The following is an 18347-nucleotide window of genomic DNA, read 5'->3' as shown; positions in this document are numbered from 1 at the left end:
ACACATTCATCTCTTTTTATCCTTAACCATTCCCTTTTGTGACATTACATATTGTTAGCAATACTCTATTTTTAGCAATAAATGCTCTAAAAACAACAAGTGTCTATATGTTATTTAACATTTTATTTGTTAAACAGAATTTTATCAGTTTAAATATAAAGCTAGATAATGCCTTCCTTTAATTTTTGTTACATACACTAACACAACAATCTATAACACTAATAATCAATATATTAAAATCCATAATACATTAACATTAATACGAATAAAGCATACGAAACAGATGTTTACGATCTCATCCTATCATTATCTTAATTTAGCATAAAAGATAAAACGATCTTTATTTGTTAAAATACATAAAAGACCTTTTTATCCTTATTTCTTTTCAATATATTTATAGTAGTGAAAAACAGAGAGTATCAACCAAAACATCGAGATCATGACAAAGTTACAATTTCAAAAATCATTAGTAGGTCTTGAAGATAGACTTTACTACTATGCCTTGAGTTTGACTACAAACCAAGATGCAGCATCGGATTTAGTTCAAGAGACATTCTTGAAGGCTTTGAATTATCAGAGCAAGTTTAAAGAAGATACAAACTTTAAAGCATGGGTGTATACTATCATGAAAAACACCTTTATTAATGACTATAGGAAGAAAATAAGGAATAAGATGAGCCTTGAGAGTAGCTCAAATGATTACCTTCTATCCATAGCAAAGAATAAAGTTTTCGCCGCACCAGATGCACAACAAGAGATGAAAGAGATATATCGCGCCATAGACAACCTACCAGAGAATATCAAAACTCCTTTTATTCTATTTCAAAAAGGATATAAGTATACTGAGATATGTGATATTTTAGGACTACCTATGGGAACAGTAAAGAGTAGGATCTTTTTATCGAGAAAGAAACTTGAAGATCAGTTTCTAAATAACAATTAAGAATGCCAATTTAAGAATCATATATGTAGCACGATTCAAAAACAAGTCAATAGTAAATATTCCAAAGAGAGGTACACGTCGTATCTCTCTTTTTTGTTTTTAGCTTATGCTCAATTGAAGTAATACCAATAACGTCTATAAATGAGTTATAATCTTGCGTTCTACTATGTATATTCTACAGCATTGTTTAAATAAAATGTATACATCACTCTTTTTAGCTCATGGATTAGTACAATTGGTATGAGATAGAAACAAGGAGGAATATCATGGAGAATCGGGTAGATGGCTGGAAGATATTTTATCTTCCAGTACACCTCCCACACCACCGTACGTACGGGTCTCGTATACGGCGACTCCCTAAATCACGACTTTACTTTCTGATAATAATCACTTAGCGTAATATAGCCTGCCTTCTCCAAATTCTTATTCGTTATAGTCGTTTGTTGAATTCGACTCTTTGAAATGCGCCAATACTTTTTCCTCGTATTAGCATATTAATACGCTTTGCTCTTCAAAACTCCGATCAATATGCCGCATGAAATAATGATAATTCGCTATCGGGTTAACACTTACCTTCTCGTAGTTCTGTTATTAAAACTTTTCGATGAAATCTGAGATAATCTTTTAATGATTCCACTTTCATCTTATCAACTCCATGACTCCTTTATTACGATAAACCTGTAAATAAGCCTTACCTAGGTTATCTGATTCTAGGACACATTCTAATAAATTATCTGTTGTAATGTTCGTTTCCATAATGGCTTCAGTTATCCCTTTGAAAGTGTGCGCTCTTGAGTTATTCTCGAGTTCCGCTCTACCTTCACTTAAGTAGCTATCTTCCGATATTTTCTGCATTGATCCCTTCATTAGGTAACAGTCTGTATTATGAATGATTTAAGATTCAGTCCTTCCTGTAAAGTGGGTACAGTACTATGACCTCAGCTGACTTCTCACAGTTAACTTTTTTTGAATGGACAGGAAAAAATACACTGTATCCATCTGCGAGACCTCCCATGGTAAGGAAATTAACTTTCACTCCATCTATCCGCCACATCTACGGTATTAACTCCGTGTAGAATTCGGACTTTACTTTGTTTGGCAAGCTTATCCAGTTATATACCGCCTAATGAGATTCGTATACCTCGGATCAGAGTTTTGCATAAGGCTTCCTTCAGGTTATACCTCACGATAAGCACCCTTGCCGTCTGCTAGGTGGTTGGCTCTACAAACCGCCACTACGGACTTGCACCGATTAGTTAATTTACATGCATGGCACACCAAAAAAAAGGAGCTCTCTAAGAGAACCCCTTTTAAAAGTTATATGATCTGTGATATTAACATCCACATCCTGAACCACATCCACCTTCTTGATCGTCACCACAGCTTCCTGAATCACAACCACCAGAACCACATCCACAACCACCAGCTGGGCTGTAAACAGCTTGAAGCTCTTCAACAGTTGGCTCTTCAACAGAAACAATCTTTCCTTGGAAGAAAAGTTCTTCGCCAGCAAGAGGGTGGTTGAAGTCCATTTTAACTGTCTCTTCAGAAACCTCTAAAACGATACCAGTCATACGACGACCATCTGAAGTCATCATAGGGATCATCTCACCTACTTTGATTTTCTCGTCATCAAATTTACCTTCAGCTTCGAAGATAGATTTAGGAAGATCCACAACAGCTTCTTCGTTCACGTCACCGTAAGCATCTTCTATTGAAAGTTGGATACGGAATTCAGCACCTGCCTCTAATCCAGCGATAGCTGTTTCAAAAGCTGGAAGCATTTGACCTGCACCGTAGATAAATTGTAATGGATTCTCTGCCGTAGCAGATTCATAAATATCCGCATCGAATGACTCAACACGTAGATCGTAGGTCAACGTAACCTTTTTATCTTTAACGATACTCATAGTATTTTCTTTAGTAAATTAAAAAACAATGTGACAAAGAAAGTATATTTCATCCAAGAAATAAAAGATTTAAACCTTTTTATCTTTAATGACAAACACCTTTCTATGTTTATTAATTATCATAACAAAAAGTCCTAACCCAATAGGATGGATTAGGACTTGAAATAAGAAATTATAATTGTGTATTCATTTAGTCAACAACTTCAACAATTACTTCATCACTTTGCCACAAACCATGTTTTGTACAGTAAGCATGTGCCATAAGTTTCATTGTTGATTTAGTAGGAACTACATAGAAATCAACCTCTGTTTGTCCAGCAGCATTACCAAGAGTTCCTGCAAGGAATTCAGTCTTCGCTAGCATACGTTCGCCATCCCAAAGTTGTACCCATGAGATATAATGATCGAAATCATCTGGATGAAGATACTCCTCACCTACTTTAACTTTTACTTTATACTTCTCTCCTTTTTTAGCTGTACCATCCACAAGAACAAATGCCGAGTGACGATCTATATAATCTTTTTTTGCTTCTCTCTCAATCTGAGAAATATCTTCATATCTATTAATCTTCATAACTTTGAGTTTTTTAAAATTACCACATTTCAAAAATAACTAACAATTCGCAAACAAAAATGTTTTATTAGAATAGATATTAGTGCTTATTTAGACAAATATTCTGCTACACCTTCATTTGTTGCTTTCATTGCATCTTCGCCCTCTTTCCAGTTTGCAGGACAAACCTCACCATACTGCTCAAAATGCTGTAATGCATCAACCATACGAAGAGCCTCGTCTACACTTCGTCCAAGAGGAAGGTCATTAATTACTTGATGACGAACCACACCTTCTTTATCGATAAGGAATAGTCCACGGTAAGCTACAGCTGCACCATTAAAACCATATTCGCCTGAATTCTCGTCTTTCACCTCACTACCAGCAAGCACACCAAAGTTCTTAGCGATTGTTTTTGTTACATCCGCAACAATTGGATAAGTTACTCCGTTAATTCCACCTTTATTTTTATCTGTTTGCAACCATGCGAAGTGTGAAAACTCTGAGTCGATAGAACATCCTACTACTGCAACATTTCTTTTCTCAAAATCGGCTAATTTATTTTGAAAAGCGATCAACTCTGTTGGACACACAAATGTAAAATCTAGAGGATAGAAGAAGAAAACAACCTCTTTCTTACCAATAAATTGGTCTAATGAGAAACTATCAACGATTTGATTTCCGTCTACTACTGCTGCTGCATTGAACTGTGGTGCTTTTTTTCCTACTAATACTTGCATGATATTATATTTTTTAATGATTTATCTTTTCTGAATTGTTTCTGATACAAATATAAGGGAGTTGATGGTCTGAATCCAAAATAAACCATTCGATATAATTTATGTACATATCGAGAAAACTTATAAGGTGTTATATCGTTACAACTAATAGTTTATTAATCAAACAGTAAGAATCGTGAATAAATTGAAACATACCACTAAATGGGGAATAACAGCGTTTTTGCGAAATCTAAAAAATAAGTTGATTTTTATGAATTATATTTGGTTTGGCTGCAATTTACTTTTCTATATTTGCGTGAAAACGTTCCATTTTTTAACCAAATTAAATCAACTAGCATGAGTTTTATCCCAAAACAACGCATTTTTTCTAGACAGTGGTTTATCGACTACGGATTGATTGTTCTAGGATGTTTTTTAATGGCGATTGCTTACGACTATTTTATTACCCCTCACAAAATCGCACCGGGAGGAGTATATGGTATAGCCATTGTTGTGCATCACGTTACCAAAGGATGGTTCGCTGCTTTTCCTGAAGGCTTCCCTGTTGGAGCTACGGGCTTAATACTTAACATTCCGCTTACGATTGCTGGAATTTGGATATTGGGGCCTCGCTTTGGAATCAAAACGATTCTAGGTTTTGCAATCTGTTCGATCATGATTGATGGGGTCACATGGTTACGAGTAGACGGAGAAGCACCTCTTGTAAATGATGTACTACTCTCATGTATCTTTGGTGGAGTACTTATTGGTGTAGGGCTTGGTCTTATCTTTAAAGCTAAAGCTACTTCGGGAGGATCGGATATTATCGCGATGATTATACAGAAATACTCTGGATGGTCCCTAGGTAAATTAATGATCATTGTTGATTCGGCAATCGTATTGGTTGCATTGGTTGCATTTGAGGATTGGAAAATACCTCTATATAGCTGGTTGGTAATCTACATTACTGGTAAAGCTATCGATGTAACCATGGAAGGATTAGATTACAACAAAGCACTTATTATTGTCTCTAAAGAGTATGATCAAATCAAAGATCGTATCCTTAACGACCTTGAAAGAGGAGGCACAATGCTTCAGGGAAAAGGGATGTATAGCGATGAAGAGAAGCACGTTATCTTTACGGTCATTTCACGTAGAGAAGTACCTATCTTAGAGGAGCATATACATAGAATTGATCCTGATGCATTTATTACCGTAATGAATGCGAGTGAGATATTAGGTGAAGGATTTCAGTCGTTAACTCAAAAGGTGACTGCAGATTAATCACAAATAAAAAGGATGATCGATTAGATCATCCTTTTTTATATCTATACCAATTGGTCTACTACGCGTATCCAATCTAATGTCATATTCGATGGTTGGACATTCTCTTTCTTCACAGCTACCAAAGCTGCAATATCCCACTCTGCGCCTCTAAAAGCACCTGCTTGGCGAGACACTTCTTGGTTGTTTAAGAACCAAACAATTTCATTGTCTTGAATGTCAATTCTAAAAACATGCTTACGTCCAAAATCAATAGATTTTAATGAGCTGTGGTTAGATGTCGAAGCATCAAAAGTACCAAATCCGACTCCTTTTGTTCCTGTACGGAAAAGGTCAATCATCTTACCATTACGTCTATCTTTCAAGACCAATGCATTTACCACTCCCTCTTGAGGTTTAAATTTCGCTGCCACCTCTACCGAAAGCTTCTCCGCTGAGACACTCTTCTTGCTATGCATCATACCTGACGTATAAGCAAAAGTTTTAGGAATGAAACCCAAAGTAGCAGACCATGCTTTTCCTTGCTTAGACTCTCTTAAAACCGCAATATCACAACTCTTTTCGTTTGGCTTAACGTTGCTTGCTTGATATAAGTGAAGATCATCTGCTTGAGAATAAGATCCTCCACTAAAATCACTAAATTGAGGCTCTAACGACCATCTCTCTCCCATAGACTTATTTTCAAAGAAAGACTCATCTAACAGAAGTGCATTGGAATTAAAATAATCTAATGACGAATCTGCTTTTAGTGCTTCAAACTGCTTCACCTCATTTGTTGAAGCCAATTCCATATAACGAGATTTATTCACATCACTCTCAGCCTCTTCTTTAGGAGCAGTTACTTTGATGTTATCAAGAGTCGCCTTAAGTTCCATATAGTGAATCACCTCGAAAGGTTGACTATCTATATTCTCTGTATTTTGAGAAAGAAACTTCTTCACTTTCTTATTCTTCTCCAGCTTAGCCAACTCATTCAAAATATTGGTCTCCTCTGGATTAACACCATTAGAGACAGTAATATTTCCATACTGCTCTTTCAACTGAAGATACTCGCTAACGATTTCGCTGTTCTGCAATTTATCAAGAGTTCTTTTCTTATCAAGAATTTGATTCCACTCCTTTGAAATCTTATCATAAGTAGGAAACAGACCTAACTTGTATTTTAATGTGAATAAAAATCCCATTCCTTATATATATTTTATTTTTAGCGTGATGATTACTCTTTGTACTTTAAAGGCTAAGTTACAGAAAACTATTTAACATAGCATAATCATAAGGTGGTTTTTTAGAACCTATACCCCAATGAGAAGAATGCATCCACTCGACTACTATGATTAGAGCCACTCACACTCAATTCGATTGGACCAATAGGGCTATCATATGAATACTTTACACCAGCTCCAACTAAAGGATATACAATCAGTCCAAAATCGGATGATTGATGGTATGCAGTAAACGAATCACTATTGACAGCAATATTTAACAACCCTGTGATGTAGTTGTCTTTAAATATCTTAAAACGAAAATCTGAACCAAAGATGAGTGCATTTTGCGAAAGCAACTGCATATTTCTTAATCCAATAAATGGCAACTGACTATTCATCTGAATCACACTAGGATCTCCCCCCATCGCAGTCATAAGATAGCAAGGTAGATCATCCCAAGTAACCATACGAAAATTAACAGCTGGCACAATCGTCAAATAATCAGTCACAGGAATATACTTTTTCATATTCATCTCGACAATAATATGATCCAAAAGATCACTCCCATTAAACCAATCTTTAGTCATCGTCTTTACGAAACCAAAAACTTCCCAACCTTTATCAGCAAAATAGGCTTTATTCTTCGAGTCATATTTCAGATAAGCGAAGATATTCGCATAGTTATTACCCAAAATATCTTCTTCACTGAAATTAGGACTCACCACATTAGTAACATTGTACCAATCATAACCGGCACCGAAACCGATAAGCATTCTATCGTATATGATTGAGTGGGCCTCCAATCCTAACGAAGTATAGAGGTAGTCCACCTCCCCATTTGATCGTCCATAACTATCATATAAAGGCAAACGTTCATCTCTAACTTTCACATTGGCTCCCAATCCAATATGATGACCACGATCCATATTATATTTCAACGAGAAAGATGATCGATGCGATAGAATAACATCCGTTGAGAGTCGGGATCCAAATGTTGAACGACCGAAGATGGTACTATTTAGCAACAAGCCAGCATTGTTTACCGTATTATAATGAACGCCGACATTGATCCACGCCGTATGAGACTCATCGACATGAAGCATCAAAATATAACCACCATATCCATCTTGAATTAACTCATACGTTACCAACTCATAATAACCAGTACCATAGATTTGATCAATTCCTTGATGAATATGCGACAAAGAGGTTACAGCTCCTGGATCTATTTGCAGACGACCTAAAACCTCTTTCTTACTAATCTTATCGGAACCTTGAATCTCTATTCCCGAAACAAAAAAACGATCATTATCCCGAGGCGGAACCTTTGAGAACAACCGCTCCTCAGGTTCAATACCTAACGAATCTCTCACCTCCAACAGTCGAGGGAGCATAGACCTTGCATATTCTTCGCCGATCTTAATCAGAGAGTCCACCATCTCCTTATTAAAATCCATTGCTTCAAAATCATCAATAGGAGGACGCAAATAGAGATCACAACTATTCACATTACTCTCATAAGTGTCTTTCGCCATCCACGTTGTAACATTATCTAATATCGAATAGACGCTTTTTATCTCATTCTCTTTAAGCAAGCGTGCCTGAATGTCGATACCAATAATATAGTCTGCGCCCATATCGCGACAAACATCCACCGGGAAATTATTGACCATCAAACCATCTAGCAACATATAATTATCCCATTTCACTGGAGTAAACACACCTGGGATAGCCATACTTGCCCGTATTGCCTTCTTTAAACTACCTTGAGATAATACCACCTCTTTTCCAGTAAGCACATCGGATGCAACGCAACGAAATGGTATAGGAAGATCATCAAACAAGATGTTTCCTTCGTAGTTAATACATATATCTGAGAAGAATTTAAGGACATTCTGTCCATCAAGAATACCCCTTGGAAGTTCTATACCCTCTTTTGAAATCGGTATAGATAGGTGATAACGAGCATCCTCTTCCTTTACAAAAATAGGATAGTGTTCTCGATCCACATCATCTTTCATCATAGTCATCCAATCAGAATGACGAACGATACTATCCAATACAGAAGCTCTATACCCCATCGAGTAAGCACCACCAATGATCGCCCCTACACTAGTTCCTGCAATATAATCAATAGGAAAGCCGTTCTCTTCTAACACTTTAATCACTCCAATCTCGGCAAAGCCTTTTGCCCCACCACCACTCAACACCAAACCTATCTTAGGACGACTAGGTTTCTCTTGTGCGAGAGTCGACAATGGAATTAGTATTTGAAAAAATAGTACTAGAAGAAACAGTAAAAACTTCATAATAGTTAAGTTCAATATTAATTATCTAAGAGGGATCATCAAAGGGGGACCATCACATACTGATATAATTAACAATATCCTCCTCAATACAATAAGGAACAAGATTGCCTATTGGTTCATGATTCTTGGCTTTATTTCGTATTTCTGTAGAAGAAACATCGATCATCGGGGATTTTAACCACTTAACATTCGGAATATCTACGCTCTTCTGATGGACAACATCATGATCGTCTTCTCTCGGAAAGACATACAGTGAGAAGTTCTCAAGTAGCTCCTTGTAGCTATACCACTTTGTGATGTTTCTATAATTATCCTCTCCAACAAGCAAAGAAAAAGTGTATTCTTTATACTTCTCCTTTAAAGCATAAAGTGTATGAATAGTGTAAAGAGGAGATGGCAAAGACTCTTCAATCTCTGTTAGAATCACATTGGGCATCGATTCAAACACCTTCCTAATAAGGCTTTTTCTAAAGGCTATTGGCCATACATCAGAAGCCTCTTTTAAAGGATTAAGAGGGGTCACAGATAACCAAACCTGATCCACCTCTTTATCCTTTAATAGCTCTTTTACTAGATATACATGTCCATTATGGACAGGACTAAAAGATCCAGAAAAAAGGACTATATTCATTTAATCAATATTATTAACAAAGTTATGTACTACAGTCTCTGCTTCTCCGAAAGCAACCTCTATCTGATCATTCACAAGCACGTAATCAAATTTAGGCTCAAAAGACAACTCATAATTGGCCTTCGCAAGACGCTTTTGAATCACCTCATCCGAATCTGTTGATCGTCCTTTAAGTCTCTCTTCGAGTGCTTCAACACTAGGTGGTTTAACAAAAATGGACAATGCATCTTCGCCATAATATTTTTTAATATTCACCCCACCAACAACATCAACATCAAATAGAACATGATGTCCTTTGTCACGAATACGCTCCACCTCTTCAATAAGTGTTCCATAGAAAGTGTCTGTATACACCTCTTCCCACTCAAGAAAATCTCCTGTATCAATGCGTTGTTTGAACTCATCTGGAGACAAAAAATAGTAATCCTTACCATCAGTCTCCGTATGACGAGGTGTTCGACTTGTAGCCGAAACAGAAAACTCTAACGGAAGCTCCTTGGTCAACAGATGTCTTACGATTGTAGTCTTTCCCGATCCTGAAGGCGCCGAGAAAATAATTAACTTACCTTTATTCATCAACTATAATATTCTTATAATACATTCAAAACCTGCTCCTTAATCTTCTCTAATGAATCCTTCATTAGGATCACATTCTTTTGAATCTCAGCATGATTAGCTTTTGAACCAAGTGTATTTATCTCACGACCAATCTCTTGCGAAATAAAACCAAGCTTCTTACCAACAGCGCCACCAGCAGAAAGCGTTTTCTCAAAATAATCACAGTGGTTTCTTAAACGCACCTTCTCTTCATTAATATCAAACTTCTCAATGTAGTAGATCATCTCTTGCTCAAAACGATTCGCATCAAACTTCTCTACTTTTGATAACTCATCAATATGTTCAGTCAATCGAGCTCTAACCGTCTTTATTCGATCTTCTTCATAATTCTCAACCACAGGAATCAGATCTCTTATCAATCGAATATTCAACTCTATATCTTTCACTAAAGCACTTCCCTCTTGTAACCTAAAGTCAGCGATCTCATCCAATGCAGATCCAATAAGTGATTCAATCTCGATCCACTCATCTTCATTTAACTCTTGATGTTCTGTTTTTAATGCATCAGGAAGCTGAACAAGAGTCTGTAGTGCACTGGCATCCAATGAGATGTTCAATTCATTACTTAATTGAGTTAATTGTTCAAAATAGTTCTTTACAATTGGAATATTTATTTTTGTCGAAGACACTTCACCTAAATTCTCATAGAAAAGATTAAACTCTACTTTTCCACGCACTAATTTTTCAGAAATCATCTTTCTTACTTGAATATCCTTCGCTTTATACATGCTAGGAATTCGAGTATAGATGTCCATCTGTTTACTATTAAGAGATTTCACCTCGATGGTGATCTTCTTGGTTCCAATCTCCTTTTCGGCCTTTCCATAGCCTGTCATAGAATGAATCATAATAAAGTGCTTTTGATTACAAAATTAATCAAATAGTACATACACACCCATTTTTACATTGAAATAATCAAGCCATTCAATCAATTAATGTTTTTTTCATGAATGCCATTCTACTATGAAAACAATCAATATATTCATAAATAACCAACAAAAACAGTAATATAATATCAATTAGTTAGACTTAAACTCATTTTATTTCAATACCATTACAATCTAAAACATCAGATTTCGAAAATAAATTTTTGTACTATCTATTTTTTTCAGACATTAGACCCTCTAAAACATTATTGAACACGTAATACTTGAGCAAAAAAATAAAATGGGATCACTGTTAGAACTAATCAAACAAAGAAGATCAACAAGAACATTTGAGAACACTCCTTTGTTAGGTAAACTATGTCACGATGTACATGAAATTGTTCACAAAGACAATAGCGGCCCCTTTAAGACGCCTATTATCATGAAATTAATTGATAGGCAAGAATATATACTTCAAAACAGAAACATGGGAACTTATGGTTTTGTTAGAGGTATCAGAAGCTGTATTATAGGTATCCTTGACGAAAGAAGCACCAAAGGAATGGTGGACTATGGATACATTATCCAGAAGAAAGTTATAAAACTACTGGGCATGAAGTTGGGTACCTGCTGGATGGGAGGATCATTCAATAGAAGTGAATTCAAAGAGGCTCTCTCTATTCCCGACACAAAATTCATCCCCGCTATCATACCTGTTGGTAAAGCTCTGCCCAAGTCGTTTATTGAAAAAGCACTTTGCTCATTTGTAAAATCTAAAACCAGAAGACCTTTCGAGGAGCTATTCTTTAACGAAGACCTCTCAAACCCTATCGCTGGAACTCAAGCAGAAGAGCTATACATACCGCTAGAGATGGTTAGATGGGCACCTTCCGTAGACAACACCCAGCCATGGAGACTTATCATTGATGGAAATTGTGTCCATTTTTATATGAAGAAACAGAAATCACTCGAATCCTCTTTGGTACATATTAACCTTAACGCAATCGACATGGGGATTGCCATGGCACACTTCGAAATAGGATGTAACGAAGTAAAGAAATATGGAAGCTGGCAAGACTCAAAAAAAGAAGACCTACAATGTGGCCATTACAACTACATTATCACTTGGAAGTTCTTTTAAACTCACACATCAAGTTAACAATCAACCTACACGAATTCAAACCTGACACCCATCGCGCACATTAAAACATACAGTATATAATAGAACAATCCATTTGGGAATAAAAACCACTATTTAGACGCGATAATCGCGTCTAAATTCTACAACGACATAATCACCAAACGTTCTTACTCCTTATCATATCGATAATTAAGCAGCTGTTTACTTAATATCAACTCGATAGTCTGTTCAATCACCCGCTATTAGCACCACAAACCACTCTTTAAGATTGAAGCGATCTCCATTAAATACTGTCATCGGGGTCATAAAAAGATGCCGAACTAGAGTACCCCGTTCCCAGCACTTACATAAAAGGCATTGGCACAAACCACGCAACACAGTGCACATCGAATCATTGAGAACATGGAGCTCCCAATGATTGTATAACTCGGCATCTTGGAATAGAGAACTAAAGAGGGTATTTACCCGGTGCAACCCAATTCTTCGGCATATACTTCTCTAGATCTTTTGAGCTAGGCATAGATAGACCGAGGCTATCTAATACGGATTCAACATCAATGGGAGTTGGTGAATTTACTACAAATCGAATACCTGCTCCTGCTCCTGTTCTATAGTTGGCTCGAGAACCTCTGCTATAAACATTCAGACTAAAACCTCGAATGGTAACAATACTGTATTGAAAATCATTTAAAGGATTAACTTCTGGAATCTTATAATATTCCATATACCCATCGCGAACCCATTCAGGGTTAATGCCACTCATATCGTACAGTCCCAAAGGGTTCGGGGGGTAACTGCCTGGAGGAGGGTTGTCGGCAGATGTTTCATAGTAATCACTCTTATAGTTACGTCCTTTTTCCATTAAACCATTGTCCGTGCCATACTTTACTGCCAAACCCCGGCTACGCGCAGCATACTCCCACTGCGCATTCGTCGCCAAATTAAATGACAAACCAGTTAATTTTCCTAACCATGCACAGTAGGCCATCGCCTCATCCCATGTCATAAATGTTGCAGACAACTCTGGTCGAAAAAATATACTATACCTTCCCTCTCGATTATCTCCAACAAGATCTCGTCCTGTTAGTTTACAGAATAGATCAAACTCCTTAAAAGTCACCTCTAACTTACCGATAGAATAACTATCTAGGGTCACCTTATGGACTGGCAATGCACTTCCATGGTTCGCAAAAAGGCGATGTACGCCCAAACTATCCGTATACCCCACATCTCCCAACATAAAAGTGCCACCTTTCACATAAACCAAGTCCGTCAAAGATTTTTTGATGATCCAATCCGTTTCCGACTCGGGCTTACCCTTCTGGGCACAAGAGATATGAAACAGACAAACCCATAAAACCAATAATAGTGAGACTATTTTTCCTCTTCTTTCTTCCATAACTCTTTTCTTTTTTTAAATTATCTAAGGCTACAAAAACATCTCGCACAGATGCAATGCTCGCATCTCCAAATCCAACAAAAACCAACATTTCCAAAACACATTAGACACGAGCATCCTGTCTCTACCAAGCAACCCCATGACCTCGTACAGAAGCGATGCTCTCACGGCGTGCCAATGAATTGGCACGAGAGGGATACCTCAACCGCTGGGAACGCCGAGCTCCGCTCGGCATCGTACCACAAGAGAGCGACAACCGTAGTATTCATCTGTGTGCCATCCTTGCGATTCAACTCCTCCATGATGCATCGGACTTACAGCCCTCCTATTGTTTTTACTCTATTACCCAAGGCTCCAACCAATACTTTGACCTTGCGGTCAAACTATGGTTTTCACCATTGGGCTATGTTCGGGTTCCCTTTCAGGGAATATTCAAGCATTAAAATTTATTGCATCAACAAAGATCCGTGTTAATCCGTCTAATCCGTGGCTAAAATTTAGACGCGAGCATCGCGCCTCTACGTGGTGCTTTTCCTCCTTACGCTTCAAATAATGAATTAAAGAGGGTATTTACCCGGAGCAACCCAATTCTTTGGCATATACTTCTCTAGATCTTTTGAACTAGGCATAGATAGACCTAGGCTATCTAATACGGATTCAACATCAACGGGAGTTGGTGAATTTACTACAAATCGAATACCTGCTCCTGCTCCTGTTCTATAGTTGGCTCGAGAACCTCTGCTATAAACATTCAGACTAAAACCTCGAATGGTAACAATACTGTGTTGAAAATCATTTATAGGATTTTCTTTGTCCCATTTAAAATATGGTGCATACCCATCGCGAACCCATTCAGGTCTAATGCCACTCATATCGTACAGTCCCAAAGGGTTTGGAGGATAACTGCCTGGAGGAGGGTTGTCGACAGGGGTTTCATAATAATCACTCTTATAGTTACGACCTTTTTCCATTAAACCATTGTCCGTGCCATACTTTACTGCCAAACCCCGGCTGCGCGCAGCATACTCCCACTGCGCATTCGTTGCCAAATTAAATGACAAACCTGTTAATTTCCCTAACCATGCACAGTAGGCCATCGCATCATCCCATGTCATATGTGTTGCGGACAACTCTGGTCGAAAATACCTTCCTGATTCTCTTGATTGGACTTCTCCAACCAAATCTCGCCCTGTTAGTTTACAAAAGAGATCAAACTCCTTGTAAGTCACTTCCAACTTACCGATGGAATAACTATCTAGGGTCACTTTATGGGCTGGCAATGCACTTCCATGGTTCGCAAAAAGGCGATGTACCCCCAAACTATCCGTATATCCCACATCTCCCAACATAAAAGTGCCTCCTTTCACATAAACCAAGTCCGTCAAAGATTTTTTGATGATCCAATCCGTTTCCGACTCGGGCTTACCCTTCTGGGCACAAGAGATATGAAACAGACAAACCCATAAAACCAATAATAGTGAGACTATTTTTCCTCTTCTTTCTTCCATAACTCTTTTCTTATTTAAATTCTCTAAGGCTACAAAAACATCTCGCACAGATGCAATGCTCGCATCTCCAAATCCAACAAAAACCAACATTTCCAAAACACATTAGACACGAGCATCGTGTCTCTACCAAGCAACCCCATGACCTCGTACAGAAGCGATGCTCTCACGGCGTGCCAATGAATTGGCACGAGAGGGATACCTCAACCGCTGGGAACGCCGAGCTCCGCTCGGCATCGTACCACAAGAGAGCGACAACCGTAGTATTCATCTGTGTGCCATCCTTGCGATTCAACTCCTCCATGATGCATCGGACTTACAGCCCTCCTATTGTTTTTACTCTATTACCCAAGGCTCCAACCAATACTTTGACCTTGCGGTCAAACTATGGTTTTCACCATTGGGCTATGTTCGGGTTCCCTTTCAGGGAATATTCAAGCATTAAAATTTATTGCATCAACAAAGATCCGTGTTAATCCGTCTAATCCGTGGCTAAAATTTAGACGCGAGCATCGCGCCTCTACGTGGTGCTTTTTCCCCTTGCGCTTCAGGTAATGAATTAAAGAGGGTATTTACCTGGAGCAACCCAATTCTTTGGCATATACTTCTCTATATCTTTGGAACTAGGCATAGATAGACCGAGGCTATCTAATACAGTTTCTACATCAACGGGGGTTAGTGAATTTACTACAAATCGAATACCTGCTCCTGCGCCTGTTCTATAGTTGGCTCGAGAACCTCTGCTATAAACATTGGGATGAAAACCTCGAATGGTAACAATACTGTGTTGAAAATCATTTATAGGATTTTCTTTGTCCCATTTAAAATATGGTGCATACCCATCGCGAACCCATTCAGGGTTAATGCCACTCATATCGTACAGGCCCAAAGGGTTTGGAGGGTAACTGCCTGGAGGAGGGTTGTCGGCCGATGTTTCATAATAATCACTCTTATAGTTACGACCTTTTTCCATCAATCCATTGTCCGTGCCATACTTTACTGCCAATCCTCGGCTGCGCGCAGCATACTCCCACTGCGCATTCGTTGCCAAATTAAATGACAAACCAGTTAATTTCCCTAACCATGCACAGTAGGCCATCGCATCATCCCATGTCATAAATGTTGCAGACAATTCTGGTCGAAAGAACCTTCCAGACTCTCTTGATTGGACTTCTCCAACCAAATCTCGTCCTGTTAGTTTACAGAATAGATCAAACTCCTTAAAAGTCACTTCCAACTTACCGATGGAATAACTATCTAGGGTCACCTTATGGACTGGCAAAGCACTTCCATGGTTCGCAAAAAGGCGATGTACGCCCAAACTATCCGTATACCCCACATCTCCTAACATAAAAGTGCCACCTTTCACATAAACCAAGTCCGTCAAAGATTTTTTGATGATCCAATCCGTTTCCGAATCGGGCTTACTCTTCTGGGCACAAGAGATATGAAACAGACAAACCCATAAAACCAATAATAGTGAGACTATTTTTCCTCTTCTTTCTTCCATAACTCTTTTCTTATTTTAAATTATCTAAGGCTACAAAAACATCTCGCACAGATGCAATGCTCGCATCTCCAAATCCAACAAAAACCAACATTTCCAAAACACATTAGACACGAGCATCGTGTCTCTACCAAGCAACCCCATGACCTTGTAAAGAAGCGATGCTCGCACGGCGTGCCAATGAATTGGCACGAGAGGGATACCTCAACCGCTGGGAACGCCGAGCTCCGCTCGGCATCGTACCACAAGAGAGCGACAACCGTAGTATTCATCTGTGTGCCATCCTTGCGATTCAACTCCTCCATGATGCATCGGACTTACAGCCCTCCTATTGTTTTTACTCTATTACCCAAGGCTCCAACCAATACTTTGACCTTGCGGTCAAACTATGGTTTTCACCATTGGGCTATGTTCGGGTTCCCTTTCAGGGAATATTCAAGCATTAAAATTTATTGCATCAACAAAGATCCGTGTTAATCCGTCTAATCCGTGGCTAAAATTTAGACGCGAGCATCGCGCCTCTACGTGGTGCTTTTTCCCCTTGCGCTTCAGGTAATGAATTAAAGAGGGTATTTACCCGGAGCAACCCAATTCTTTGGCATATACTTCTCTAAATCTTTGGAACTAGGCATAGATAGACCGAGGCTATCTAATACAGTTTCTACATCAACGGGGGTTAGTGAATTTACTACAAATCGAATACCTGCTCCTGCTCCTGTTCTATAGTTGGCTCGAGAACCTCTGCTATAAACATTGGGATGAAAACCTCGAATGGTAACAATACTGTGTTGAAAATCATTTAAAGGATTAACTTTTTCCCATTTAAAATACGGTGCATACCCATCGCGAACCCATTCAGGGTTAATGCCACTCATATCGTACAGTCCCAAAGGGTTCGGGGGGTAACTGCCTGGAGGAGGGTTGTCGGCAGATGTTTCATAGTAATCACTCTTATAGTTACGTCCTTTTTCCATTAAACCATTGTCCGTGCCATACTTTACTGCCAAACCCCGGCTACGCGCAGCATACTCCCACTGCGCATTCGTCGCCAAATTAAATGCCAAACCAGTTAATTTCCCTAACCATGCACAGTAGGCCATCGCATCATCCCATGTCATATGTGTTGCGGACAACTCTGGTCGAAAAAATATACTATACCTTCCCTCTCTATTTTCGCCAACCAAATCTCGTCCAGTTAGTTTACAGAATAGATCAAACTCCTTATAAGTCACCTCTAACTTACCGATAGAATAACTATCTAAAGTCACTTTATGAACTGGCAATGCACTTCCATGGTTCGCGAAAAGACGATGCACACCCAAACTATCCGTATACCCCACATCTCCTAACATAAAAGTGCCACCTTTCACATAAACCAAGTCCGTTAAAGATTTCTTGATGATCCAATCCGTTTCCGACTCGGGCTTACCCTTCTGGGCACAAGAGACATGAAACAGACAAACACATAAAACCAATAATAGTGAAACTATTTTTCCTCTTCTTTCTTCCATAACTCTTTTCTTATTTGAATTCTCTAAGGCTACAAAAACATCTCGTACAGACGCGATGCTCGCATCTCCAAATCCAACAACCTTCTCGCAAGGCGTGCCAATAAATTGGCACAAACCATCCAAACCAACGTCAACAAAACGCGATAAGGGTCGGACTTACAGCCCTTCTGTTGTTTTTACTCTATTACCCAAGGCTCCAACCAATACTTTGACCTTGCGGTCAAACTATGGTTTTCACCATTGGGC

At 38.5% G+C, this 18347-nt stretch carries 16 protein-coding genes; 3 read left to right on the top strand and 13 right to left on the bottom strand.

From position 1 onward, the window contains the following. The first annotated feature begins 439 nt into the window (after nucleotides 1-439). Complete coding sequence (locus K5X82_17380) at nucleotides 440-943, top strand: sigma-70 family RNA polymerase sigma factor (protein ID QZT36985.1); 504 nt, start codon at nucleotides 440-442, stop codon at nucleotides 941-943. A gap of 639 nt (nucleotides 944-1582) precedes the next feature. Here the strand turns inward: K5X82_17380 and K5X82_17375 are convergent. The 4 genes from K5X82_17375 to K5X82_17360 all read right to left on the bottom strand — a co-directional run bounded on the left by K5X82_17375 (nucleotide 1583) and on the right by K5X82_17360 (nucleotide 4146). Continuing rightward, nucleotides 1583-1798 carry a hypothetical protein gene (locus K5X82_17375; GenBank protein QZT36984.1) on the bottom strand — a complete coding sequence of 72 codons (216 nt, stop codon included), beginning with the start codon at nucleotides 1796-1798 and terminating at the stop codon, nucleotides 1583-1585. 479 nt (nucleotides 1799-2277) lie between these two features. After that, nucleotides 2278-2853, bottom strand: a complete 576-nt coding sequence (locus tag K5X82_17370) for an FKBP-type peptidyl-prolyl cis-trans isomerase (GenBank protein QZT36983.1) — start codon at nucleotides 2851-2853, stop codon at nucleotides 2278-2280. A 190-nt stretch (nucleotides 2854-3043) separates the two neighbouring features. After that, nucleotides 3044-3427, bottom strand: a complete 384-nt coding sequence (locus K5X82_17365; GenBank protein QZT36982.1) for a hypothetical protein — start codon at nucleotides 3425-3427, stop codon at nucleotides 3044-3046. Nucleotides 3428-3513: 86 nt separating this feature from the next. Next, complete coding sequence (locus tag K5X82_17360; protein ID QZT36981.1) at nucleotides 3514-4146, bottom strand: peroxiredoxin; 633 nt, start codon at nucleotides 4144-4146, stop codon at nucleotides 3514-3516. Between the two features lie 336 nt (nucleotides 4147-4482). Here K5X82_17360 and K5X82_17355 point away from each other — a divergent pair, with 336 nt between their 5' ends. Further along, nucleotides 4483-5409, top strand: a complete 927-nt coding sequence (locus K5X82_17355) for a YitT family protein (GenBank protein ID QZT36980.1) — start codon at nucleotides 4483-4485, stop codon at nucleotides 5407-5409. Between the two features lie 44 nt (nucleotides 5410-5453). On the opposite strand, the gene K5X82_17350 is transcribed toward K5X82_17355, so the two are convergent. The 5 genes from K5X82_17350 to K5X82_17330 all read right to left on the bottom strand — a co-directional run bounded on the left by K5X82_17350 (nucleotide 5454) and on the right by K5X82_17330 (nucleotide 11020). Then, the gene (locus K5X82_17350; protein QZT36979.1) at nucleotides 5454-6593 is read right to left on the bottom strand and encodes a hypothetical protein; all 1140 of its coding nucleotides are present in this window, start codon (nucleotides 6591-6593) and stop codon (nucleotides 5454-5456) included. Nucleotides 6594-6694: 101 nt separating this feature from the next. Next, nucleotides 6695-8923 (bottom strand): patatin-like phospholipase family protein, encoded by a 2229-nt coding sequence (locus K5X82_17345; protein ID QZT36978.1) that lies wholly within the window; start codon nucleotides 8921-8923, stop codon nucleotides 6695-6697. A 52-nt stretch (nucleotides 8924-8975) separates the two neighbouring features. Then, nucleotides 8976-9554 (bottom strand): nicotinate (nicotinamide) nucleotide adenylyltransferase, encoded by a 579-nt coding sequence (gene nadD / locus K5X82_17340; protein QZT36977.1) that lies wholly within the window; start codon nucleotides 9552-9554, stop codon nucleotides 8976-8978. Continuing rightward, nucleotides 9555-10130 carry a guanylate kinase gene (gmk, locus tag K5X82_17335; protein QZT36976.1) on the bottom strand — a complete coding sequence of 192 codons (576 nt, stop codon included), beginning with the start codon at nucleotides 10128-10130 and terminating at the stop codon, nucleotides 9555-9557. 14 nt (nucleotides 10131-10144) lie between these two features. Continuing rightward, on the bottom strand, nucleotides 10145-11020 hold the full coding sequence (locus K5X82_17330) for a YicC family protein (protein ID QZT36975.1): 876 nt from the start codon (nucleotides 11018-11020) through the stop codon (nucleotides 10145-10147). 319 nt (nucleotides 11021-11339) lie between these two features. Here K5X82_17330 and K5X82_17325 point away from each other — a divergent pair, with 319 nt between their 5' ends. Continuing rightward, nucleotides 11340-12179: a nitroreductase family protein gene (locus tag K5X82_17325; GenBank protein ID QZT36974.1), complete on the top strand. Its 840-nt coding sequence runs from the start codon at nucleotides 11340-11342 to the stop codon at nucleotides 12177-12179. A 448-nt stretch (nucleotides 12180-12627) separates the two neighbouring features. On the opposite strand, the gene K5X82_17320 is transcribed toward K5X82_17325, so the two are convergent. The 4 genes from K5X82_17320 to K5X82_17305 form a co-directional block, all read right to left on the bottom strand. Beyond that, nucleotides 12628-13578, bottom strand: a complete 951-nt coding sequence (locus K5X82_17320; GenBank protein QZT36973.1) for a formylglycine-generating enzyme family protein — start codon at nucleotides 13576-13578, stop codon at nucleotides 12628-12630. Nucleotides 13579-14135: 557 nt separating this feature from the next. Then, nucleotides 14136-15176 carry a formylglycine-generating enzyme family protein gene (locus tag K5X82_17315; GenBank protein ID QZT36972.1) on the bottom strand — a complete coding sequence of 347 codons (1041 nt, stop codon included), beginning with the start codon at nucleotides 15174-15176 and terminating at the stop codon, nucleotides 14136-14138. Between the two features lie 466 nt (nucleotides 15177-15642). Continuing rightward, on the bottom strand, nucleotides 15643-16593 hold the full coding sequence (locus K5X82_17310; GenBank protein ID QZT36971.1) for a formylglycine-generating enzyme family protein: 951 nt from the start codon (nucleotides 16591-16593) through the stop codon (nucleotides 15643-15645). A gap of 557 nt (nucleotides 16594-17150) precedes the next feature. Beyond that, nucleotides 17151-18101: a formylglycine-generating enzyme family protein gene (locus K5X82_17305; GenBank protein ID QZT36970.1), complete on the bottom strand. Its 951-nt coding sequence runs from the start codon at nucleotides 18099-18101 to the stop codon at nucleotides 17151-17153. Between the last annotated feature and the right edge of the window lie 246 nt (nucleotides 18102-18347).

Source organism: Prolixibacteraceae bacterium (assembly GCA_019856515.1).
Classification (GTDB): Bacteria; Bacteroidota; Bacteroidia; order Bacteroidales; family Prolixibacteraceae; genus Halosquirtibacter; species Halosquirtibacter xylanolyticus.
The sequence above is the reverse complement of the archived record's forward strand: the minus strand, read 5'-3'. Positions and strand labels throughout refer to the sequence as shown.

Excerpts from the sequence above, each read along its gene's own strand:
- K5X82_17330 (QZT36975.1), bottom strand. The coding sequence starts at position 11,020 with ATGATTCATTCTATGACAGGCTATGGAAAGGCCGAAAAGGAGATTGGA.
- K5X82_17375 (QZT36984.1), bottom strand. The coding sequence starts at position 1,798 with ATGCAGAAAATATCGGAAGATAGCTACTTAAGTGAAGGTAGAGCGGAA.
- K5X82_17370 (QZT36983.1), bottom strand. The coding sequence starts at position 2,853 with ATGAGTATCGTTAAAGATAAAAAGGTTACGTTGACCTACGATCTACGT.
- K5X82_17305 (QZT36970.1), bottom strand. The coding sequence starts at position 18,101 with ATGGAAGAAAGAAGAGGAAAAATAGTTTCACTATTATTGGTTTTATGT.
- nadD (QZT36977.1), bottom strand. The coding sequence starts at position 9,554 with ATGAATATAGTCCTTTTTTCTGGATCTTTTAGTCCTGTCCATAATGGA.
- K5X82_17350 (QZT36979.1), bottom strand. The coding sequence starts at position 6,593 with ATGGGATTTTTATTCACATTAAAATACAAGTTAGGTCTGTTTCCTACT.
- K5X82_17365 (QZT36982.1), bottom strand. The coding sequence starts at position 3,427 with ATGAAGATTAATAGATATGAAGATATTTCTCAGATTGAGAGAGAAGCA.
- K5X82_17325 (QZT36974.1), top strand. The coding sequence starts at position 11,340 with ATGGGATCACTGTTAGAACTAATCAAACAAAGAAGATCAACAAGAACA.
- K5X82_17345 (QZT36978.1), bottom strand. The coding sequence starts at position 8,923 with ATGAAGTTTTTACTGTTTCTTCTAGTACTATTTTTTCAAATACTAATT.
- K5X82_17315 (QZT36972.1), bottom strand. The coding sequence starts at position 15,176 with ATGTTGGTTTTTGTTGGATTTGGAGATGCGAGCATTGCATCTGTGCGA.
- K5X82_17355 (QZT36980.1), top strand. The coding sequence starts at position 4,483 with ATGAGTTTTATCCCAAAACAACGCATTTTTTCTAGACAGTGGTTTATC.
- K5X82_17320 (QZT36973.1), bottom strand. The coding sequence starts at position 13,578 with ATGGAAGAAAGAAGAGGAAAAATAGTCTCACTATTATTGGTTTTATGG.
- K5X82_17360 (QZT36981.1), bottom strand. The coding sequence starts at position 4,146 with ATGCAAGTATTAGTAGGAAAAAAAGCACCACAGTTCAATGCAGCAGCA.
- gmk (QZT36976.1), bottom strand. The coding sequence starts at position 10,130 with ATGAATAAAGGTAAGTTAATTATTTTCTCGGCGCCTTCAGGATCGGGA.
- K5X82_17310 (QZT36971.1), bottom strand. The coding sequence starts at position 16,593 with ATGGAAGAAAGAAGAGGAAAAATAGTCTCACTATTATTGGTTTTATGG.
- K5X82_17380 (QZT36985.1), top strand. The coding sequence starts at position 440 with ATGACAAAGTTACAATTTCAAAAATCATTAGTAGGTCTTGAAGATAGA.